Source organism: Bacteroides sp., assembly GCF_028690125.1.
Taxonomy (GTDB): Bacteria; Bacteroidota; Bacteroidia; order Bacteroidales; family Bacteroidaceae; genus Bacteroides.
This window is the reverse complement of record NZ_JAQVBV010000020.1, coordinates 63370-86866: the sequence shown is the minus strand read 5'-3', so window position 1 is coordinate 86866 and position 23497 is coordinate 63370. Positions and strand designations below refer to the sequence as shown.

16 protein-coding genes and 1 pseudogene are annotated in these 23497 nt (G+C 34.5%); 10 read left to right on the top strand and 7 right to left on the bottom strand.

Annotated features, from left to right (window positions below; all coding sequences use genetic code 11):
• Nucleotides 1-13 precede the first annotated feature (13 nt).
• From PHO71_RS14095 to PHO71_RS14080, 4 genes and pseudogenes are all read right to left on the bottom strand, one after another.
• On the bottom strand, nucleotides 14-5389 hold the full coding sequence (locus tag PHO71_RS14095; RefSeq protein ID WP_300204438.1) for a hypothetical protein: 5376 nt from the start codon (nucleotides 5387-5389) through the stop codon (nucleotides 14-16).
• An 808-nt stretch (nucleotides 5390-6197) separates the two neighbouring features.
• Nucleotides 6198-8600, bottom strand: coding sequence for a transglycosylase domain-containing protein (locus tag PHO71_RS14090; protein WP_300204435.1), 2403 nt, complete (start codon nucleotides 8598-8600; stop codon nucleotides 6198-6200).
• 114 nt (nucleotides 8601-8714) lie between these two features.
• A complete protein-coding gene (locus PHO71_RS14085) occupies nucleotides 8715-9365 on the bottom strand; it encodes an HAD family hydrolase (RefSeq protein ID WP_300204432.1) in 651 nt (216 codons plus the stop codon).
• A 112-nt stretch (nucleotides 9366-9477) separates the two neighbouring features.
• Nucleotides 9478-9765 (bottom strand): annotated as a pseudogene (locus PHO71_RS14080) (DUF4861 family protein); the annotation flags it as partial.
• Between the two features lie 364 nt (nucleotides 9766-10129).
• On the opposite strand from PHO71_RS14080, the gene PHO71_RS14075 reads away from it, so the two are divergent.
• Genes PHO71_RS14075 through PHO71_RS14065 form a run of 3 tightly spaced genes read left to right on the top strand, consistent with a single transcriptional unit; the run spans nucleotide 10130 to nucleotide 12756 of the window.
• On the top strand, nucleotides 10130-10987 hold the full coding sequence (locus tag PHO71_RS14075; RefSeq protein ID WP_300204430.1) for an enoyl-ACP reductase: 858 nt from the start codon (nucleotides 10130-10132) through the stop codon (nucleotides 10985-10987).
• A gap of 5 nt (nucleotides 10988-10992) precedes the next feature.
• On the top strand, nucleotides 10993-12000 hold the full coding sequence (locus tag PHO71_RS14070) for a gliding motility lipoprotein GldB (RefSeq protein ID WP_300204427.1): 1008 nt from the start codon (nucleotides 10993-10995) through the stop codon (nucleotides 11998-12000).
• A 51-nt stretch (nucleotides 12001-12051) separates the two neighbouring features.
• Nucleotides 12052-12756: an SAM-dependent methyltransferase gene (locus tag PHO71_RS14065; RefSeq protein WP_300204424.1), complete on the top strand. Its 705-nt coding sequence runs from the start codon at nucleotides 12052-12054 to the stop codon at nucleotides 12754-12756.
• Here PHO71_RS14065 and PHO71_RS14060 read toward each other — a convergent pair.
• The 3 genes from PHO71_RS14060 to PHO71_RS14050 all read right to left on the bottom strand — a co-directional run bounded on the left by PHO71_RS14060 (nucleotide 12722) and on the right by PHO71_RS14050 (nucleotide 16964).
• Nucleotides 12722-13843 carry a hypothetical protein gene (locus PHO71_RS14060; protein WP_300204421.1) on the bottom strand — a complete coding sequence of 374 codons (1122 nt, stop codon included), beginning with the start codon at nucleotides 13841-13843 and terminating at the stop codon, nucleotides 12722-12724. The two genes, PHO71_RS14065 and PHO71_RS14060, sit on opposite strands and share 35 nt — an antisense overlap.
• Before the next feature lie 62 nt (nucleotides 13844-13905).
• Nucleotides 13906-14754 carry a lipoyl synthase gene (lipA, locus tag PHO71_RS14055; RefSeq protein WP_300204418.1) on the bottom strand — a complete coding sequence of 283 codons (849 nt, stop codon included), beginning with the start codon at nucleotides 14752-14754 and terminating at the stop codon, nucleotides 13906-13908.
• Complete coding sequence (locus tag PHO71_RS14050) at nucleotides 14754-16964, bottom strand: S9 family peptidase (protein ID WP_300204415.1); 2211 nt, start codon at nucleotides 16962-16964, stop codon at nucleotides 14754-14756. The genes lipA and PHO71_RS14050 overlap by 1 nt, the downstream gene beginning before the upstream one ends.
• Before the next feature lie 275 nt (nucleotides 16965-17239).
• On the opposite strand from PHO71_RS14050, the gene PHO71_RS14045 reads away from it, so the two are divergent.
• The 7 genes from PHO71_RS14045 (at nucleotide 17240) to PHO71_RS14015 (ending at nucleotide 23484) form a co-directional block, all read left to right on the top strand.
• Nucleotides 17240-18187: an SPFH domain-containing protein gene (locus PHO71_RS14045; RefSeq protein WP_300204412.1), complete on the top strand. Its 948-nt coding sequence runs from the start codon at nucleotides 17240-17242 to the stop codon at nucleotides 18185-18187.
• Between the two features lie 28 nt (nucleotides 18188-18215).
• Nucleotides 18216-18428, top strand: a complete 213-nt coding sequence (locus PHO71_RS14040; RefSeq protein ID WP_300204409.1) for an Arc family DNA-binding protein — start codon at nucleotides 18216-18218, stop codon at nucleotides 18426-18428.
• 31 nt (nucleotides 18429-18459) lie between these two features.
• Nucleotides 18460-18945 (top strand): hypothetical protein, encoded by a 486-nt coding sequence (locus tag PHO71_RS14035; protein WP_300204407.1) that lies wholly within the window; start codon nucleotides 18460-18462, stop codon nucleotides 18943-18945.
• Nucleotides 18946-19152: 207 nt separating this feature from the next.
• The gene (locus PHO71_RS14030) at nucleotides 19153-19455 is read left to right on the top strand and encodes a hypothetical protein (protein WP_300204405.1); all 303 of its coding nucleotides are present in this window, start codon (nucleotides 19153-19155) and stop codon (nucleotides 19453-19455) included.
• Between the two features lie 251 nt (nucleotides 19456-19706).
• Nucleotides 19707-20075 (top strand): BlaI/MecI/CopY family transcriptional regulator, encoded by a 369-nt coding sequence (locus tag PHO71_RS14025; protein WP_300204403.1) that lies wholly within the window; start codon nucleotides 19707-19709, stop codon nucleotides 20073-20075.
• A 28-nt stretch (nucleotides 20076-20103) separates the two neighbouring features.
• Nucleotides 20104-21720, top strand: coding sequence for a M56 family metallopeptidase (locus PHO71_RS14020; protein ID WP_300204401.1), 1617 nt, complete (start codon nucleotides 20104-20106; stop codon nucleotides 21718-21720).
• 3 nt (nucleotides 21721-21723) lie between these two features.
• The gene (locus tag PHO71_RS14015) at nucleotides 21724-23484 is read left to right on the top strand and encodes a M56 family metallopeptidase (RefSeq protein ID WP_300204399.1); all 1761 of its coding nucleotides are present in this window, start codon (nucleotides 21724-21726) and stop codon (nucleotides 23482-23484) included.
• The last annotated feature ends 13 nt before the right edge of the window (nucleotides 23485-23497 follow it).

The window sequence follows — 23497 nt, the reverse complement described above, 5'->3', positions numbered from 1 at the left end:
ATGAGTTATTTTTTTATTCGTTGATAACTTTAATTTTTATAATATAGTTTGGGGAATGTATTATTTCATATTTATCGGGGAAAAATGTTTGCAATAATTTTTCTATTGTGTCTTTTGTTCCTCCCTGCCTACTAGAGGAATTATCAAACTTTGTATTTTGTTTGAAAATCAGATCATAACAGCATCCATCTATATTTGGTTCTATATAAATTTCAAGAGTAATATTTTCACTTTGTCTACTTGCATAATTCAGAGCATTGTCGAATATCTCTTTTGTCATCTTTTTAAAGAACGACTTATGTAACGGAATCATTCGACTATTTAGATTTTTATTATTATATGTTATATGTATCTTTTTATTACTAATTGGAAATTCTTCTGTTAATATACTCACATCCGACATATAGTTATTACAATACTCTGAAAAAGAGTTCTCATTAGAGTCTAAAATACAAGAAAGTTTGAATTTATATAATAATTCTGCTAGTTTTTTTATCTGAGAATCATCTCTGTCGGTTGTTTCTTCAAAACTATTATAAGATTCGATAATAGTTTTTAGAGTGTTAAAAACACAGAGTTTTCCTTCTTTATCGCAAAATAACATATCGTACTCACTAGCATCAAAACATTGTTGTAATGAGGTGTCATCATATATTACTTTGAGGCTGTTGAATATATTGTCTTTGAGTTCTTTTGTAACAAATTTGATTGCTGATACATATAAATTATATCGACCGTCTGTTTCTATAGGATTATCTCTTACCATGTCAATCTGTGAGAACTTTTGAGAAAAATCACCATGCATTCTTGTGGATTTTAATTTTACAAAGAATTTATATAGTGTTTCAAATGCTTCTTTTACAGTATTAACATTTTCTATTATATTAGGATTTTTACGCAATCTGTCTACTACACGACGTGAGTAGATATTTTTTGAGTAAGGAATGATTTTATCTAATCGTGCCAATATTTCAGAAATATGATGATGATGTCTTTCCTTTTCTAATTTGAGCTTAAATCCTTCTCTGGCTAATAAGAAGGATATATAATTCCAAGAATCAATATCGTCTTTGCAAAAATTGTAAATATCTTCAAAAGTTGATGGAGTATAAAATTTGTCTTCTCCAACGAAAGAATAATAAACCCTTAAAAGAGAATATGTACTCCAATCATAAACTAAATCATTTTTTAGTGTATTATCATGTATTATTCTATCAATAATCCTTTTTAATATTTCAAAAAGGTTTATTAATAAATCTCTGATAGTGGGAATTAAAGTGTGTTCATGTAAAATACAAATTAAAATTTGTTCAAATCTTTTTAAATCATCTTTGTTTATGGATTTTAAATCATTCCATTGTTCATTTGAGTATCTATTACATAAATCGTCTAACCTCTCATCTTCATTTTCATTATTTCTACTAAAATAATCTTCATAAAATCTGTAACTGTCTATTTTTCCTAATTCATCTCGCATTAAAAAAATATTGCGAAAATCAGGTTTCTTTGTTGTTTTATCTTTTGGAATGTATTCCGGAGTATGTTTCCTGCTGCTTTCTTGTAATTCAATTTCTCCATTTGCCTTATTTTTGTCAGTACCGATTCGTTTTTCGATATACATTATTGCTTCTGTAGGAAGTAGTTTTGAATACTTATTTAAATATTCTTTTAATAAAACTGTTTCTTTGCAAAATGGACACATTTCATCTGTTTGGTATGAAGGAATATGTAAATTTGTTCCAAAGAAAATGTTGATAGGGTCTATCACTTCTCTTGTTTCATCTTCTTTGCTGTGTATCTTAGTTTTAACTTTTATTGTTTGTAGTCTTGAGTAAAATTCACGTTGAAAATCATCTAATCTTCCAATTACAACCAAAACATCTATTCTGCTTACTTCGTAAATTGATACTGCATCTATTAGTTGCACGAGTGATTGTCCTGACAAAGTTCCACTATCGACTATTAATACTTGTTGCCCCTTTATTATTTCATTGAAACGCTTTGGAGGAAAAACGAATCGCCAGCCCAATGGAGTTTGATATCGCTGTAAGCCAATAATGTTGGCTCTGTCTGTTTTAAAAACCTCATGATATGTATCTTCTGAAATTTGTTCTATTCCCGAATGAACTGGGTAAAAAATAAAAAATGGTGTGCATTTCTCTTTTAATTTTGCATCTATTTTATTCTTGCATTGCTTTAATAAATTCATTCCTTTCGTGTTGTGTAGTAATGAATTCATATCAGTATAATAACTACTATGTGATAATAAACTTTGTTTAAAATGCCCAATTTGGAAAATATTAGTTTTAACTTCCTCTAGGTCAATAAAATCTTTTGGGTTTTTAAATAAAATTTTATTTTTTTCGGTGTGTCTTGAGTTTAATGTTACTATTGAATTAAGAATGGGATTAATGCGTTTTATCTTATATTTTTCAGTTCCTAGAGGTTTTTCTTTTAGTTTTTTGATTATGAGATCTGTATTTATTTTGCTTGAAATGATAGAAACAATTTTACATTCAATATTTTCTGAGAAGAATTTGGAAGGATACTCTATATTTTCATCTATATCTTTTACTTCTCTACGAGTGTCAACTATTGATAGAATTCCTTTTAAATCAATCTCTCTGTACTTCATTCCATCTAATAATCTTTTTATAAGAGATCCTGTTGAAATTACATCGTTTACAATGATAATTTTTTGATTATCTTCAATTTCTTTAAATGGTTTCTCATCTTCAAAAGAGTAATAACTTGATAACTTTATTAAATCAGGACAAATATCTGAATGTTCTTCACTCTGTATCCACTTGTTATAATAATTGTAATATTCGTCAATTAAATCTCTATTATTTTCTATAATTTCGTAGAATTTATCTTTTGTATTAGCAGTACTTATATTATTACAAATATGTTTTAATTCTTGTTTTTTATTAAATTTATCTCTGCCTAAAAATTTATATATATCATGTTCCTTGATTAAATATTTAAGTTCGATAGCTAGGAGTTGGCTGCTTACAGTCACTGCTAAGATTTTGTCAAATACAAATGATTTCTTTACAATTAGTTTTTTAGAATCTTCTAATTTGTTAAATTCTATGTTTGTTCTATTTGTAAAATCATTAGTTAGATTTTTAATATAATTGTGCAGTAATAGTTGGGCAAAAAAACGAGCTGTATATTTAAAAGAAAGTGATTCGTAGAATGACAGATATTTTTCTTGATATGTTCCTTTGGCTGTTAAATATAAAATATTATTGTCTTCCCCATTCTGTATTACAGGATATTCATTTTCTTTATCCGAGATCCATTGTAAAAGACCTTTTTCAATTCCATCTTTTTCTGTTTTTTCGATAAGGTTATTGAAATCACTAAAATTAGCTACTGATTCTTTGATTTTAGTAACTAAAGTGTTGAAATCGTCAAATATCGAAATAGCTCTACCTTGATATTGGCAAATCACATTCCCTTCACATAAGTGTTTGGAATAAATTCTTGATAAATCAAAACTCTTTTCCGGATTGAGAAGTAATTGAGTGAAAATAATATCATCATCTTTGTTATCAACACCAATCCATTGAATATCGTCAATTCCAAGAATTTGATCAGGCGACTTATTTATTCTCAGACATGGGATTGCTTTAAATAAAAAAGAGGTTTCTTGTTTTAAATTATACTTATAGTGATACTCTTTAAGAGCATTTAATTCATTATCTCCTATATTACCAGTAATGACTTTAACTCTTTCACTTACTAATGCAGTGTTTTGTAGATATGATATAATCTTTAAGATTTGATTACTTTGAGGTAGATTTTTAAAATCAACAAACAATATACTATTATCACCTCTTTCATTTAAATCAGTCAATTTCTCACTAATATAATAGTATACAGAATGTAATAGACTTTTTTTATCACGTATCTTGTGATGATAGGCATTATATAAGAAAGATAAATCTAAATATTCATAAGTTTTAGGAGCAAACAATTCTCTAGGATAATCATTCGAATTATCTTTATTAAAAATATATTTATTTAGATTGTAATTATCTATTCGAACACCCGCTTTTCTAAATTCTGCACTTTTTCTTTCTGGAAGTACAATTGAAATAAAGGTTCCATTAAAATAAGAAGTTTCGTCTTGTATAGGAATAATAGCCTCTTTGACTGTATAGATACGATCTTTGGATACTAATAATTCACCATTTTTATTTTCAATATAAATTCGATCTGAAAAATCATAAATTACTTTTCCATATCCGCTTCGGGCAACTAATAAGCCCTTATATCGCCTTACCATATCTATAAGAAAATATAACCCTCTTGGTATTAAATCAGCTTTTTTTATTCGATTATCAAAAGGATCTTTGGATGAATCTAGTAAGAAAGCATATTCAAGTATTCGTGAGTGAATATGCTTATAATTTATATTTTCTGATAGGCTATGTATCGATTTATTTTTATTTTTCTCATATTCATCTTTTAAAGTCTCATGTATTCCTTTACCGAAATCAATATATGTAAATTCTAATGAAGATTGGTTTTTGAAAATATTATATTCTGGCTTTTTTGTTAAGTCTGCTATTATTTTATTTGATATTCTGTTGGGATTTATTTTTAATGCCTCTTCTTTTATTATCGGCATTATTTTTTCTTTGTCTTTATAGAAACTTAATGTGGATTTTTCTTTTTCTAATAAGAATTGATTGTTAAAGAATTGGTTATCTGTATTTTTCCATTTATCACGCAATGCTATAGCAAAATAGCTCTCATTAGTTTGTGCGTGTTCTGCAGAATTCATAAATAATTCTTTAGTAATAATATCACTGATTACTTTATTTTCAAATGGAGAATAGCAATTATTGTCGTTCAGTAATTGAATAATATTATTATCAATGCTGAATTTCTCATTCGTATTTTTAAAAAATCGTTTATCAATGGGATTATCGGAATCGTATTCTGTATCTATTATCTGGAATGGTAATATTTTTCTTGGGGTTCCTAATGTAAATTTCTTTTCAATTCTGCTATTTATATCAACAAGCAAATTTTTAATATTATCTTTAATACCAGTACTGTATAGTTTCCAATCAATATACAAGTATGAATTGAGAAATTTTCTTCTTGCTATTATTTCATCATTATCACCTTTAAATATTTTTGCAACAACGGGCATTTTTACAGTTACATTCTTATTTTGAAGGTAGAGTTGTCTAATCCATGCGAATAGAAAAGTTATTTCTTCTGAGTCAATCCATTCTAATTGTTCTAAATTGAATACAATTTCAGATTGTATTTCATTAATGGTATTTGTTAAATATTGATAAATGATAGAATCAAGGTTTTTTTGAGTAAATTTTTTATCAAAAACTATTTCAAGTGAATTTCCCATATATCTATATTCGTGTTTTTATATTATATATTTAAACTTGTTAATAACACTGCAAAGCTAATAAATATATTAACATAATATGCAAAGGTTGGAAGACTTTTATACAATCTTTTGAGTCAATTCTTTTGAAGAACTATAATATTTTGTTTTCTTGTTTGGTGAATTTAGTATGTAAAGAAAACGAGATGATAGATATATAGTGTGGATTATTATAAAGTTATTATTTTTATTTTCCACATTCTTGATGAATAGATTATTGAAAAATCATAGAAAAATTACTGATTAACTTTTAGCTGTACTTTTAGCTTAATATATGAATTTATAAATATCATCTTGATCTTGTTAATAGAAGAATTTTGTATGACAAGAGTATACTGTAAGTAGTAAATGATTAATTTGATTATTGATTATTTTAATTTTATTGAGTTAAATGCTGTTTTTACGATAGTTATTAATAAGATGTAATTATAAAAAAAATGAAAGTGGATTTTAAGTTGCTCAATTATGATCTTTTATAAATACATATTTTATAACTAATTTTTTTAGTGATGCATTAATTGAAAATATGTAATAATGTCAAATGAATTCTTTAGTTATATAAAAATGAGATTACCTTTATTCTCGCAAATTGTCTAAGATGTAACTTTGTGAACAATGATAGACTATGAGTATTATGGTAATGAAGATTTGCATATCTTAATTTTATCTTTAAGATACAATGTGTTGATACTAAGCATTTCAGGAAATTGTCTCAAGGACTATTAACAAAGTTTCTATCCTGAGGTTTTTATATTAAATATTCCATATTTTATAAATCAACTTCTTCTTCTTTATTCATTTCAATACTATCCGGTAAAACGATAGCAATGGAATCTGTATCTCTGGGTGCTGGTCGATAATCTCCGTTGCAACCATATGACTTATTGATTTTTTCTTTGGGTTTCGTAGGAAATTGTCCCCGATATTGTGTCAGGTTTTTATCTTTCAGTACACTTTCCATGAAGTAAGCAAAAATTGGGAGTGCCGTGCGACTACCTTGCCCGAGTTCTCCTGTGCGGAAGTGAATGCTACGATGTTCACCTCCTACCCAGGCGCCTCCAACCAGTTTGGGAGTGACTCCTACAAACCAGGCATCGGAATGATTAGAAGAAGTTCCGGTCTTTCCTCCGAATTGTGTATCATAACGGAATAAATCATAGGCCCAAAGTGCTTTGGAGGTTCCGCCGGGTTCAGTCATTCCACCTTTCAACATTTCGGTCATCAGAAAGGCTGTTTCATAAGGGATGGCTTGTACAGGAGCAGGTGCTTTATATTCATAAAGTACCCTACCTTGTTGGTCTTCGATATGTGTCACTAAAACCGGGTCGTGTGCTATGCCATCATTGATAGCCGTTGTATACGAATTGACTAACTCCAAAAGTGATACATCGGAAGCTCCCAGACTGATTGCAGGAATTTCTTCCAAAGGAGTTTTGATACCCATTGCTCTGGCAGTCCGTATGACAGCCGGAATCCCTACCTTTTTGGCAACTTGCACGGCAATGGTATTGACAGATTGAGCGAAGGCGCATTTCAATGACATTGTATCGCCGGTAGCAGCACCATTCGCATTATGTGGTATCCATTGCGAAGGTTTTCCATCTTCAATCACATCCCAGACTACACTTTCATCAATTTTTTCGTCGCAGGGTGACATTCCTGCTTCGATTCCGGCTGCATATACGAAAAGTTTGAAAGTAGAACCTGGTTGGCGTTTGGCAAGTACCTTATCATATTTCCATGAATTGAAATTGATATCACCTACCCATGCTTTTATATAACCCGTTTGTGGTTCGATGGCAACAAAGCCGGTATGCATGAAACGCTCCATATATCGGATAGAATCCATGGTGCTGATAGTAGTGTCTCGTGTGCCGAGGTCATAATCGAATACTTTCAGGCGGTGAGGTAGATTGAGATAGTATTGGATAGAATCCGGTTGATCCGGAAATTTCTGTTCCAATTGTTTGTATGCCACAGTCCGTTTGGCAAGGTCTTCAATGAAGTGAGGTATTTCTTGTTGGTTACGATTGCGCCAGGGATTTTGGTTTCCCCAATGGTTATTGAAGTTGCGCTGTACAATACGCATTTGTTTGTTTACAGCTGCTTCGGCGTAATGTTGCATACGGGAGTCAAGAGTCGTATGTATTTTGAGACCGTCAGTATATAGATTACAATCATTTTCTTTACACCATTCTTGCAGTTCATCGGCTATAGCTTCACGGAAGTAGAGGGCGTCTCCGTCATAATTCGATTCTATATTATAGTTCAAGCGGATAGGTATTTGTTTCAATGAATCGCATTCTTTGCGCGTAATGATCTGGTGGCTTTGTAAATTATCTAATACTACATTTCTACGTTTCAGGCTATTCTTTGGATTGGTTCGTGGATTGTAGGTGGTAGTAGCTTTAAGTAAGCCGACTAATGTCGCTGCTTGTTCGTAATTAATATCTTGCGGATGGGTGTGAAAATAGGTTGAAGAAGCTGTTTTAATACCATAAGCATTGCTCCCGAAATCTACTGTGTTAAGGTACATTGTCAGAATTTCTTCTTTGGAATAGAAAAACTCCAGTTTAACGGCGGTGATCCATTCTTTTGATTTCATAATCAAGAGTTTCAGACCCGGGATTTTGCCAAGTAGTCCGGTGGAATATTGAGAACGCACCTTAAACATATTCTTTACTAACTGTTGTGTGATAGTACTGGCTCCCCGCGCTTCTCCCCGCGCCATATCTTTGATGGCTGCAAATACACCTTGAAAATCTATGCCGAAGTGCTGGTAGAACCGCTCGTCTTCCGTGCAGATAAGTGTTTTTATTAAAAGAGGTGATATCTCTTCGTATTTTACGGGACTACGATTTTCTTGAAAATATTTCCCGATTAGTTTTCCATCAGCACTATAAATCTCAGAAGCAACCGGCTGTTCAGGATTGTGTATACTTGATAAACTTGGGGATTTACCGAACATCCACAGAAAATTAATATCCACCATCGCCAGATAGAGGAGAAACAGGATGATAAAAGAGGTAAATGCTGTGAGTACTTTTGTATACCAACGAGTCCCGTGGTAGAAATGGTTATACCAGGTAATAAAAGCTTTGCTTTTCCTGGTGAGATAATGGAAGGCGCTCGTTCCGAGTGAAACCCATTTTTGGGAATCAAATTTTACCATAAAGTAGTATTGTGCTAAAAACGGGTGCAAAAGTACAAACTAGTTTTCGTATCCCAATGCTTTGAGTCTAAAAACTTTATCATATTTATTCAAACGCTATGTTTCTGAAGAATATTATTCAATCAATTCATTGATTTCTTCGGCTGAATCTACAATATATGAAGGGTTGAACTTCTCCAGTTCTGTTCGCGGACGAAATCCCCATGTGACTCCACATGCTGTAACTCCGGCGTTGGCTGCTGTTTGCATATCTACACCTGAATCCCCCACATAGAGTACATCTTCTTTTCTTATGTCAGCTAATTTTAGAATGTCAAAGACGATAGTTGGGTCGGGCTTTACTTTTATTCCTTCCCGCTGTCCGAACACTGCTGTGAAATGGATTCCAGAGAAGTAGTGAGTAATCAGCTTTTGTGTAGCTGACTGATATTTATTTGAAGCGACAGCTAATTGAATGCCTCTGGATTGTGCATCGGATAATAATTCGGGAATACCGGGATAAGGGCAACTGTCATCCGCGTTATGTGCATCGTAGTAAGGAATAAACTCTTTGCGGACACGAAGTACATTCTCTTCACTCTTTTCACCTTCGGGCAATGCGCGCTCAAAGAGTTTATTAATGCCATTTCCTACCATGAAATTATATTGGTCAATTTCGTGTATGGGATACCCTAGTTTGTTTAAAGCATAATTAGTACTGTGTGCCAGGTCGGCAATTGTATTTAGTAATGTACCGTCTAAGTCGAATATAACCAGTTTTTTCATTGCGATTCTGAATGTAATTTTGTATAACTAAATCTTTTTAGCATACAAAGTTAAGAAAGAAAAGATGCTTCCGCAATAATTTCGTTATGCAGAAACATCTTTTTAATATTCTCTACTTCACTTTAACTGTGAGTAGATGATCCAATTCTTCTTTCCATTCGCGAATGAATCTGAATCACGCTTCCGGTGTTTTATATCCAAAAATCTTTTTCATTGATGTGAATGTTGTGTGATAATCGAAATAGTTAGCTTTGGGAGCATTGATTGTATAGAGATAATTGGCTTTATCTTTTTCCTCAGATTTTACGAACTGCTGTGGAATACAAGTTCCTAACCCTACTGTTTCTTTAGTATATTTAATGGTATCGTTTACAGGCCAGTCTGTTCCCCAACTACCGATTATAAGTTGTTTTTCTTATTTCTGTGCTTTCATTGGTAAGCAACAACAGTTCAATAGAAAAGTAATAATGATAAGATTCTTCTTTATGATTCAAACAGCTGATGAATATATATTTATCTGATTTAGTTGCAAAAATAATTAAAAAAGTATCAGGCTGTTCATCTTTTGAAGGAAAAGAGTCTGCTATTTGATTTTTTTTTACTCTATCTCCATGATCTTGTGGCTTTTCTATTTATTACTACTGATTACTTATTAATGGTTGAATTAGAGGGATTTTTTGTCCTTTCCGTCTATTATTTGCACACTTCTCGTGTTTTTATGCAGAAAGTTCCTATCTTTGCACAAAATTTAACTGTTATAAGATATGAGTTACAACTTGTTGAAAGGAAAAAGAGGTATAATCTTCGGTGCTCTGAATGATCAGTCAATTGCCTGGAAAGTGGCAGAGCGTGCCGTAGAAGAAGGTGCAACGATTACATTATCAAATACTCCGATGGCTATCCGTATGGGTGAAGTCAATGCATTGGCAGAAAAGCTGAATTGTCAGGTTGTTCCTGCAGATGCAACAAGCGTGGAAGATTTGGCAAATGTATTCAAGACCTCCATGGATATACTGAATGGACAAATAGACTTTGTTCTTCACTCTATCGGTATGTCTCCCAATGTGCGCAAGAAACGTACTTACGATGACCTTGACTATGGAATGTTGGAAAAAACATTGGATATTTCAGCCGTTTCGTTTCATAAAATGATTCAGGCTGCTAAAAAACAGAATGCTATTGCCGATTATGGTTCTATCGTGGCATTGAGTTATGTGGCTGCACAGCGTACATTTTATGGATATAATGACATGGCAGATGCAAAAGCATTGTTGGAGTCAATTGCACGTAGTTTTGGCTATATTTACGGACGTCAGCATAGTGTACGTGTGAATACTATTTCTCAGTCACCTACTTTTACTACAGCCGGTTCGGGCGTGAAGGGGATGGATAAACTGTATGACTTCGCTAATCGTATGTCTCCGCTGGGCAATGCGACAGCTGATGAGTGTGCTGATTATTGTATCGTTATGTTCTCTGATCTTACCCGTAAGGTGACAATGCAGAACCTGTTCCATGATGGAGGTTTCTCTAGTGTAGGCATGAGTCTTCGTGCGATGGCTACTTATGAGAAGGGGCTGGATGAGTATATGGATGAAGACGGTAATATTATTTACGGATAAAAAAAATGAAACTACGGATATCTCTTCTTGTTATATTAATAAGTATGCTTTTCACCTCCTGCGGGATAAGCACGGGGACGGTTGCGGAGCAGAAGAAAGAGGAGATTTCTGTTCTAAGATACGATAAGCTGTTGAGCGAATATGTTCGTTCTAACAGCTTTTCTGCTATGCAAAAGCTGGTTATGGATTATCAGCAGCCTACTAAGGTTTTGATCGAAGATGTACTGTCGATAGGTACGGTGAATGATGATTCTATTGCTCAACGTTTGCAGAATTATTATTCGGATTCTACTCTGCTTCGTTTGCTGAATGATGTGGAAAAGAAGTTTCCTAATCTGGATCAAGTGGAGAAAGATCTCAATAAAGGCTTCCGAAAGTTGAAAAAGGAAGTGCCTGAGACCAAAGTACCTTTTATTTATTCACAGGTATCCGCATTCAATGAGTCTATTGTTGTAGTGGATAGCTTGCTTGGAATCAGTCTTGATAAGTATATGGGTGAAGATTATCCACTTTATAAACGCTTCTATTATGATTATCAATGTCGTTCTATGCGTCCCGAACGAATTGTTCCGGACTGCTTCACATTCTACCTCTTGAGTCGTTATGGTATGGATCATCATGAGGGAACTTGTTTGATTGACTGGATGATGCATTCCGGTAAGATTAATTATGTGGTGCAGAGTCTGTTAGATTATGATAATGTGGGTGAAGCTATGGGATATTCTAACGAAGAGGATCGTTGGTGTAAGGAGCACGAAAAAGATATTTGGAGTTACATTCAGGCTAATGATCATTTACATGCACGTGACCTGATGATTATCCGGTATTATATGAAACCGGCTCCTGCTGTCGATATGTTAGGAGAACAAGCCCCTGCGTCAGTCGGTATTTGGATTGGAACGCAGATCATTGCATCTTATATGAAGAAACATAAGGAGGTTAAGTTGAAAGATCTGCTGGAAATAGACGATTATCATAAGATGTTCGAGGACTCAGATTATCCGACTATCTAATAAATAGGCTTCATTTCTCAATTCTTCATTTTTTAATTTTAATTTGTAAAAGTGGAAACTGCTCTTTATCTTTTACCTGTCACATTGGGTGATACATCTATTGAAAAGGTGCTACCTTCTTATAATGCGGAAATAATTCGTGGTATTCGACATTTCATAGTCGAAGATATCCGTTCTGCCCGCCGTTTTCTAAAAAAGGTTGATCATGATATTGATATTGATTCATTGACATTCTATCCACTAAATAAGCATACTTCTCCTGAGGATATTTCTAGTTATCTGAAACCATTGACCGGAGGTACTTCTATGGGAGTAATTTCCGAAGCCGGATGTCCTGCAGTAGCCGATCCGGGAGCAGATGTGGTTGCTATTGCACAGCGTAAAAGGCTCAAAGTGGTCCCTTTGGTTGGCCCTTCTTCCATCATTCTTTCTGTGATGGCTTCAGGCTTTAATGGTCAGAGCTTTGCATTTCATGGATATTTGCCGATAGAGCCGGGAGAGCGTGCAAAGAAACTGAAAGCATTGGAACAGCGTGTTTACACTGAAAGTCAGACGCAGCTTTTTATAGAAACACCTTACCGGAACCATAAAATGATAGAAGACATATTACATAATTGCCGTCCTCAGACAAAACTCTGTATTGCCGCCAATATCACTTGTGACGATGAATATATACAGACACGTGCCGTGAACGATTGGAAGGGTAACCTCCCTGATTTATCTAAGATTCCTTGTATTTTTCTCTTATACAAATAACGTCTTTTAAGTGCTCGTATTCATCTTCGAAACAGCTACTGAAGAAGTCTTTATTCAAATTCTCTTCAATCTGTTTGAAGCTCCATAATTTGCTGTTTTTAAAGTGTGGACTGCAAAGTATGGAATCGTCTTTTATATCTACTATAAATAGATAAATGAGACGGTTGGTCACTTTATTTTCAAAGTGATAGATAATATTAAATTGCGGTTTGATTGATTCTTTCGTGTGTGGAAAGACATTACTTATTAAACGGCTGACACCGTTTGATAAGGATTCGCCAAAGCGAAGATAACATTCGAGAGGAATGTCTGTTTTCCCCTTATCCAGAATAGCAGTCATAGGTCGATCGCAAAGAAATAACATTCCATGAGAAGACACAGCGATTCTAATAACTGGATTTATATATGTATTCTTGTAATTGATTGCTTCAATAGCAAGGCTTTTTCCTATCACGTCTCCTTTGATATTTACAATAGGGACATATTCGGTATGGGACATTAAATGGTTGAAGTATCGAATGGCAATCTGATTAAACAATATACTGATGATAAAAATGCTCGGAGGTAGTATTTTATAGAGAATAAGCATACTTGTTCGGCTTAGAGGATTCTGGCAAACGATTACAATACTGATAATAAAAAAATGCAATATTCCGAAAATTAAAGCAATACGGACAGAAACTACTGCAGACTCTGCCCCTTGAGCATATAAACGTTTTTTACATGAACCTATTTGCTGCAAAAAATGGTTGATGAATCTTTTTTTGTGCATATAAAGTATCAGGATGGGAATGAGGACACTTACTTCCAGAGTAAGTGGAAGAGCTCCGGCAGGAACATAGTCACCGGGAATAAATGTAGTAAGAGTAACTAATGTCAGTACACTGGTCGATATATACAGGATAAAATTCGGTATGAGTGTACCTTTACGATGATGTAATAGGAATATACTTACGATACCAATGCCTGTACCGATGTAAATTGCCGTGTCTTGCGTTATGAATTCACACAGTAAAATGGAAATAATAACGGGGATAAAACCCAATGACATGTTAAATGCGGAAGATAGTACGCCTTTATGATTCATCTCTTTTGTATTATTATTTGCCGGTTTTAAATATAAAACAAATAGTGGATGTGTTTTGTTTTCTAACGGATATGTTTCTCTGCATGATAAGATGAACGAACAAGTGGAGCGCTCTCGACAATGTTAAATCCTTTTTTTAATCCAATTTTTTTATAAATAGCGAATTGTTGTGGAGTGACATATTCTGCAACCGGATAATGTCGATGGCTAGGTTGCAGATATTGCCCAATAGTAAGTATTTCGCAGCCGACTTTTAATAGATCATCCATTAGTGTCTCTATTTCTAAGGGAGTTTCTCCCAGGCCTACCATGATACCACTTTTCGATTTGATGCCATTTTGTGAGATATGTTCAATGACTCTGAGGCTCGTGTTATAATTGGCAGCACTACGTACTAATGGGCTGATGCGTTGTACGGTTTCCATGTTATGGGAGATTATGTCAGGGTGAGACTTGATTACCTGATCTAGCAGTTCCGTCTTTCCTTGAAAATCAGGAATAAGTACTTCGATGGTAGTTTTTGGATTCAGACGTTTAATTTCCCGGATAGTTTGTGCCCAATGTCCGGCCCCTAAATCAGGAAGGTCATCCCGATCGACAGAGGTGATAACCACATGGTCGAGTTTCATCAGAGCAATAGATTCGGCGACATGAATGGGTTCATTGCTATCCAGAGGCTGAGGCCGCCCGGTTTGCGTATTACAGAATTTACAACTTCGGGTACAAATGTCACCCCCAATCATAAAAGTAGCTGTTCCTTTTCCCCAACATTCACTCATATTCGGACAACGCCCACTACTGCATATGGTATGCAGGCAGTGGGAGTCTACGATTTGTTTTGTTTCAGTATATCGTTCGTTAGCACCGATATTGATTTTCAGCCATTCAGGCTTACGTACTCTATCCGTCATTACAAGTTGTTCAGGAAGAAGTTGGTTAGTCGGTTGTACAAATGCTGTCGGGTGTTACCACCGTATATGCCATGATTCCGGTTCGTATATATCTGCATATCGAATTGCTTTCCGAGTTGTACCAAGTGTTCTGCATATTCAGCACAATTTTGGAAGTGAACATTGTCATCTGCCATACCATGTACGAGCAGTAAATTGCCATGTAGTTTATCGGCACGGGTAAAAGCAGAGGACTCCTTGTATCCTTCTGCATTTTCTTTTGGAGTACGCATAAAACGTTCAGTGTAAACTGTATCGTAGAAGCGCCAGTCGGTAGGAGCTGCAACAGCTACTCCTGCTTTGAATACCGGAGTTCCTTCACTCATACTCATGATAGTCATATAACCACCATAGCTCCAGCCCCAAATTCCGATACGATCTTTATCTACATACGGTTGCTTGCCGAGATAAAGTGCAGTTTCGACCTGATCTTTGGCTTCTTTTACACCAATTTTCAGGTAAGTACATTTCTCAAATGCTTCTCCACGACCTCCTGTTCCACGACCATCCACACATACTACAATATAACCGAGGCTTGCCATATAGGTTTCCCAACTCATATCCCAAGTGTCGAGAACTTGTTGAGAACCGGGCCCGCTATATTGATACATTATCACCGGATATTTTTTTGAAGCGTTGAAATCAACAGGCTTCATCATCCATCCATTAAGTGCTACACCATCTGTCGTTTGGAAAGTAAAAAACTCTTTTGTCGGGATGGCATATCCCGACAGAGCCTGTTTCAAAGGCTCGTTGGTAACTAGTGTCTTCAATGTCTTGCCCATATTATCATTGAGCGTGATGAGCATTGGTGTATTCAAGTTTGAGAACTTGTTTATATAATACTTCATCGTTTTACTGAAGAGAGGAGTATTTATGCCTGTTTGTTGCGAGAGTTTTATCTTTTTTCCTTTTTTATCTATTTTGTAAACAGCTTTACGTAATGGGCTCTCTTCGTTACTGGTATAATAGAATGAACCATCCTCTTCACTATAGCCCAAGAAGTCTTTTACTTCATATTTGCCATTCGTTACTTTCTTTATTAAACTCCCTCCCATACTGTACCAGTACAAATGACTGAATCCATCACGTTCACTAAGCAGGCTGAAATTATCCGGGTAAAACTGAATATTATTTAATACGTTTTCTTTTATGTAATAAGGCGATTCGTCGCGTAAAATTAGCTTGCAAAGCGTAGATCGGGGATCAGCAAAATAAAGTTCAAACCGATCCTGATGGCGATTCAATGTCATAATAGCCAGTTTACTGGCATCATTTGTAAAGTGGATGCGTGGAATATATCCGTCAGCATCAATCGGTAGCTTTACAGTACGGGTAACATGGGATTTAATATCATAGGTGCGAACTTCCACTTTTGAGTTCGGATATCCAGCTTTCGGATATTTATAACTGTATTCTCCCGGATAATCTTTTAATCCGTCAATACTGGGAGCTGCTCCCGCAAATAAGGGGAAAGAGTAAGTGGGGACTTCTGATTCATCGAAACGGATAAAAGCAATCATGGTATTATCTGCACTAAACTCCAAAGCTCTGTTGAATCCGAATTCTTCTTCATACACCCAATCCGGAACACCATTAATTACGGAGTTTGGTTTGCCGTCTTCAGTAATCTTGCTTTCACTGTTACCATAAAGCATTTTCACAAGAAAAATATTATTTTCGCGGACAAAAGCAATCATTGTTCCGTCTGGAGAAAAGACGGGGACCTGTTGGGGTCCACCGTCAGACAGCCGTTCAATAATGTTGTTTGTCGTAACTCCCTTATCATTGCGTTTTAAAGGGTAAATATAATGCACAGCTGTATAGGAATGCCGATAGATCGGTCTTGTTTGAGTGGCAATCAGTAATTGTTGTCCGTCCGGTGAGAATTGATAGCTGTCGAAGTTTTTAAAATCACATTCGCGGGCGGTATTTACATCAAAGATAACTTCTACTTTTTCTCCTGTACGGAAAGAGTATTTGATGATTTGTGTTCCATCAGCATTCATTTGTGTGTAGTGCTCACCATCGGGCATTGGAGTTACTCCTTGGATGTTTTTGGGACGGAAACGCCCGGTAGTGATATCTTTAAGATCGAGTGCCTTTTGTCCTTGTGCCATTCCGGCGAGGCTGAAAAGGCAGAAGAGCAGGGCCAAACTTACTTTTCTCATTTTATGAATCGTTTTATATTTTACTTTTTTAGTTGGTATGGTTAAATTCAATGTTGCAAAAGTAGCAATAAACTTATATTCCTCAAAGTGCTAACTCTTTTTTAGCCTGTGATAAACCCTTATTTTCTTTACTTTTATGTTTGTTTAGTATCCAATTGCTGCTGTTTAGTTAAAAAAAGAGTATGAGGATGAAAAAAATCTCTCTCTATTCTTGTTTTTATTAAATAAAATATGATATATTTGTGATATCAAAATAATATCAAAATTTGAATGCTATGGATGCAAAAGAAATTAAGTACAATGACGTGGTTATTGATGGTTTTATAGCCTTGTTTATTAATCTGGCGGTATTGCCGCTTTGTGTTGTTATGAGTTTTGTCCTTTTTAAAGGAAGTATTACTTTGTTTTTCTTGCTGTTGCTCTTTGTTGCGGCAATCGTATTGATGTTTCCGGGATATTTTTCACAAGAACCTAATGAAGCTCGTGTGATGGTGTTTTTCGGAAAATACAAAGGAACGTTCACTGAAACAGGTTTCTTTTGGGTTAATCCATTTATGAATAAAAAGAAACTATCTTTGCGTGCGCGTAACTTGGACGTGGAACCTATTAAGGTAAATGATAAGATTGGTAATCCTATATTAATAGGTCTTGTACTTGTCTGGAAACTAAAAGATACATATAAAGCGATGTTCGAGATTGATGCGCAGACAATGGCGGATAATAAAGGTAGTGGACAGCTGAGTGTGACAGTTGCCGGACGTATGAATGCTTTTGAAGATTTTGTTCGTGTTCAAAGTGATGCTGCTCTTCGTCAGGTAGCAGGTTTGTATGCTTATGATGATAACGAAACAAATGAAAATGAACTGACATTGCGTAGTGGTGGTGATGAAATCAATGAGCAGTTGGAACAGAAGCTTAATGAGCGTTTAGCAATGGCTGGTATGGAAATAGTTGAAGCTCGAATCAATTATCTGGCATATGCACCGGAGATCGCAGCAGTTATGTTGCGCCGACAGCAGGCATCAGCTATTATTTCTGCTCGTGAAAAGATAGTCGAAGGTGCTGTGTCAATGGTGCGTATGGCATTGCATAAACTTTCTGAAGAGGAGATTGTTGAGTTGGATGAAGACAAGAAAGCTGCTATGGTAAGCAATTTACTTGTAGTTCTTTGTGCGGACGAAGCCGCCCAGCCGGTGATAAATACGGGAACATTGAATCATTGATAAATATAGTATATAAGGAAATAAAAAAGTGGCTAAAAAGGAATCATCAATAAAAAACTTTGTTTTGCGAGTGGATGCTGAGACGATGGATGCTATTGAAAAATGGGCAGCCGATGAGTTTCGTAGTACCAACGGACAGCTTCAGTGGATTATTGCCGAGGCCTTGAAAAAAAGTGGTCGTCTGAAAAAGAAATCTTCTAAGACGGGCAATAATCCTACGGAAATTAAGGGGATAGAGTAAAGGAGTGATTTTAACATTTAAAAGAAATACTATGATACGTTTTGGATATCATTCAGCGCCTGATAAAGCTATATCTTTGCCAAAAATGCGGGTGTTGGATTATGTAATGGAATATACGGTCATCTTTGTGTTCGTGGTTACTGGAATATTAACGTTGTTCTATTATTCACAATTATCAGGGAAAAGTTTGACAGAGTGTTGGACTAATGCTGGTTTGATTGTGCTACTTGTTGGATCTTATTTGTTTGTGAGACGTGTTTCTATACAATTTTATCGTTTTCCGGTTCATATAACTGAACGCAATGTCTATGTTCAATTCTTTTTGGCCTCCCGTGCCATCAGAGTGATACTTATGATGGTTCTTTTTATGGAGTTTTTTCTTCAATTGGAGCTGTTTGCTGTTAATATATGGAATATTGGTAAGGATATATTTTTCATTTTGATTACTTGTGCATTGGTTGGATTAATAGTGACTCTTATAGTATATTATATATTAGCAATACGCTATCGGAATTGATTGTAGGTCTTGAAAAGTTGAGTTGTAGCTAACTTAGTATCATTTTTATTAAATACAGATTAAGGCGAATTCTCATAGATTTATAATTTTAATCTGTGAGAATTCGGACTAATCTGTTTTTTTAATTTATAAAGAACTGATTATTCTTTTTTGTATTATAAAAGAGATTCAATACCTTTGTAAAAGGTACTTTAAATAATGACCGCTATGAATTCAAAAAGAAAAGATTTGCAATATGCTTCTGTCTTTCTGTTGGCAGTAGCATTGACATTCCTGATGGGGAAAGGCGATAATTTATGGTTAGTTTCATGGGGGGATCTAATTCCCAGTTTATTTGTATTGTTTATTGCAGGTGATTGTTTGCATAGCTCCTTGCTTCGTATAAAAAGTGGGGAAGAAGGAGTAAAGGCCCGTTGGAGTACTTGTTTTACTTTTCTGATATTCGGATTTGTATTTATCGGAGATTTGTTTTTTGTTGTGCATTTTATTATTGATAAATTGTGGTCATGAGACGATTGATCTGCAATTATTAATAATGTTTCTTGTTCTTATAGTGTGCTCTCTTTTTTCTATTTCTACTAATGTCTATTATTGTAAAAGTGATATAAGGTTAAAGGCTTCTTATCAAGTCTCTCAATAGTATTTATGTGATTTGTTATTGGTATTATTTTCATGAACTATATTCTTTAGTTTACTTTAACTATAAAAATTAGTTTATGAACTAAAAACTCTCGTTATTTGCATCAAATAAAGTTGCAAATATGAAAGGATTAACAGCTAAAGAAGAAGAAATCATGGGCTTTTTTTGGGAAAAAGGTCCTTTGTTCGTGAAAGAAATGTTGGCGTTTTATGAAGAACCTAAACCGCATTTTAATACGCTTTCTACTATTGTGCGTGGGTTAGAAGAAAAAGGTTTTTTGGCTCATCACATATTTGGTAATACTTATCAGTATTATGCAGTTGTCACTGAAGAAGATTTCCGGAAGGGTACATTACGTAATGTGATAAACAAGTATTTCAATAACTCTTATTTAAGTGCAGTTTCTTCACTTGTCAAAGAGGAGAATATTTCATTGGAAGAATTAAAGCAACTGATCAATGAAGTAGAAAAAGGTCATCAAAGAAAATAGGAGACTTACAGTTAAATAAAGAAATACTATGGAAATCTCATTTTATGCCTACATATTGAAATCAGCTTTCTGCCTCTCAATTTTTTATCTTTGTTATAGATTATGGTTGAGTAAAGAAACGTTTTATAAATTTAATCGGTTTCTTTTATTAGGGCTTTTATTGACTGCTTTTATAATACCTACTTTACAAGTATCGCATAATGTATCCATATATAAGATAGAACAAGTTTTTAGACAACTGAATACTCAGGTTGTTGAAGTTGAAAAACCACTTACGGTCACTGGAAAAGCATCTGTTGCTGAAATACTACTGCCTCCTGTAGAAATGGAAAATGCAGATTTATTTACTCGTATATTTACTGTCAATAACTTGTGGATTCTATATTGTTTAGGAATATTGTTTGGGATTTCTCGCTATATAGGATCGATAATATGTATATATCGTTTGATTCGAAGAAGTGAAAAAAGGCTATGGAAAGATGACATTCATTTAGCTGTTCATCAACAAAATATAGCACCATTCAGTTGGGGAAAATATATTGTTCTTTCGCAGCAAGACCTGGATGAATATGGAACTGAAATTTTGGCTCATGAACAAGCGCATATTGATCACAAACACTATTTTGATTTACTATTGGTAGATATCTGCTGTCTGTTTCAATGGTTTAATCCGATGGTGTGGCTGTTTAAAAGTGAACTAAAAGCTATACATGAATATGAAGCGGATGAATCGGTTTTAAAAGAAGGGATTGATATGAAAAACTATCAACTTTTATTGATAAAAAAGGCTGTTGGCACAAGGCTCTACTCTATGGCCAATAACCTTTCTCATAATTCACTTAAAAAACGTATTACTATGATGCTAAAAGAAAGATCAAATTCACGGAAGCTTTTGAAATATTTCGCTGTGCTTCCAATTATGGCTACTACTGTAGCATTGTTTGCACGTCCTAATTTACTGGAAAGAGAAAGTGTGAATATGAATGAAATGTATGATGATACAGTTTATGAAGATGTATTGTCTAATGACACATTGAATTCTGGAAAAATTATTGTATTGAAAAGTTATGCGGAATCTGATACTGTGCAAATCTTAAAATTGGATTTGCAAGAATTGTCCTTATCAGATAATAAAGAGAATTGGAATTATTACATTACTTCTTGTCGTGGAAATGGTGTATGTGAAAAAGCTAGATTAGTGGGAAGTGGAAATCACAAAGGAGAACTGCACTTATCTTCTACAGTTCCGTGGACACCGGAAACTTTGAATAATTTTACAGAACAAGTTAAACAAAGTTTGTTAAAACCTTTAGGTGAGATTAGTAATGATCATGCGGTAGGATATTCTACTTCTTCAGAATTTAGTACAGCTGTTTATAAGGTAGATGATTTCTTTAAAGTTTATCGGGAAAGTTTTAACTATAAAGAGCAACTTATTTTATTGGATGGCAAAGAAATTTCTTATCAACAATTTAAAGAGCTTTCAGAAGCTGATGTCTTAATTACTAATGAAGTTTTATCAGGTACTACTAATCTAAGGACAGTATTTGGCGAGAGGGCTGAAAATGGAATTTTTGTAATTATATCTAAAAAGAATCCGACATATTGGAGTGAATTTCGGAAAAAAATCGCTCAAGTTAAATAATCTATGGATACCTTCTTCATTTACATCTTGAAATCGGCGGTTTGCTTGTCTCTGCTTTATCTGTTTTATCGGTTATTGCTGAGTAAAGAGACATTTCATCAGTTCAATAGAATTGCATTATTGGGAATATTACTTTTGTCTTCTTTGATTCCTTTTGTGGAAGTAACGACCAAACAACAGACAGAAGTCTATCAAGCATTGCAGTTTATTGAACAGGTATTAACGATGCCGGAAGGAATGGAAGTGAAGAAGGTACCATCAGTTGTTCCAACAGGAAGTAATTATCGATCGGACAGAATAAGCACCTTTGCAATGGAGAATGGTGATGCTATGAGTACGGAAAAGGTATCACCTGAAACTGTTACAATATCTTGGCTGCAACTTATATTATTTATTTATCTGGTAGGTGTTTTGTTTTACTTTTTCCGCAATATTTACTCTTTGTTGCAATTACTGTCGCTGCTTAAGTCCGGAGAATATAAAAGATCTGAAGATGGAACTGTATTAGTAATTCATGAGCGAATAATTTCACCATTTAGTTGGATAAAATATATTGTGATTTCCCGTAAGGATCTGGAAGAAAATGGACGGGAAATTTTAATTCACGAAAAGGCTCATATACATAACGGTCATTCATGGGATTTGTTGATAGCTGATATTTGTATCATTTTTCAATGGTTCAATCCTGGTGCTTGGTTGTTGAAGCAGGAATTACAAAATATCCATGAGTATGAAGCAGACGAAACAGTGATTAAAGAAGGAGTAAATGCGAAGGAATATCAATTACTATTAATAAAGAAAGCTGTTGGTACAAGGCTCTATTCTATGGTCAATAGTTTTAATCATGGTAAACTTAAAAAACGTATTAGTATGATGTTGAAAAAAAAATCAAGCCGATGGGCATATTTGAAGTATATTTATGTACTTCCATTGACGGTTGTTGCAGTGACAACTTTTGCTTGTCCGGAAATCTCAGAAAGAACTAAAGAGACTTCTGTAATTAAAGTTAATGATTTAATGAGCTTTACCGAAATAGGGAATGTTCCTGAGGTACAAGCAATTCTTAAGGATACAGTAAAAAAGGATGTTCAAGCGAGAAGTTTAGCTGTTAGTAAACAGCAAAAGGGAACAAGTGCTGTAAACTCCTCGGATACAGCAAAAACGCATGCTATATTTGTTGTAGGGTCGCAAGAGCTGGTGAGAGAAGGTATGAAGAAAATGAGTTTCTATTTCGAGAAGGCTGGTCTGGCAGTAGGACTCGAAAATGTTCCTGAAGGTAAGACACCATTGATTCTTTTGGATGGAAAGGAAGTTAATTTATCAATTGCGAATGCATTGGATCCCCAGTACATTAAAAGTCTGAGTGGAACTGATGCAGGTGAATATGCAATTAAAAAATATGGTGATAAAGGAAAATGTGGAGTCTTGGAAATAACACTTTATACGTCTAAAGAATATCTTGGCAAAAAAGAATTATCGAAGCCAATAGGAGTTAAAGTTGGTCCTTTTGAACCTACAGAAAAAGAAGAATTTGTGATAGGTGGTCCTCATGATGCAGAGTGGCATGCTACTCAGGCTAAAAATGCAGCTTTGATTATTGTGGATGGGAAAGAAGTGCCAAATTTGAGAGATGTTCCAATTGACCAAATATCGGATTTTTCTGTTCTTAAAAATAAAAGAGCTATTGAGGTATATGGAGAAAAAGGTAGCAATGGGGTGATAATTATCAATACGCTCAAGTCTTCTAAGAAAAGTACAAAATAATAATATAATTTAT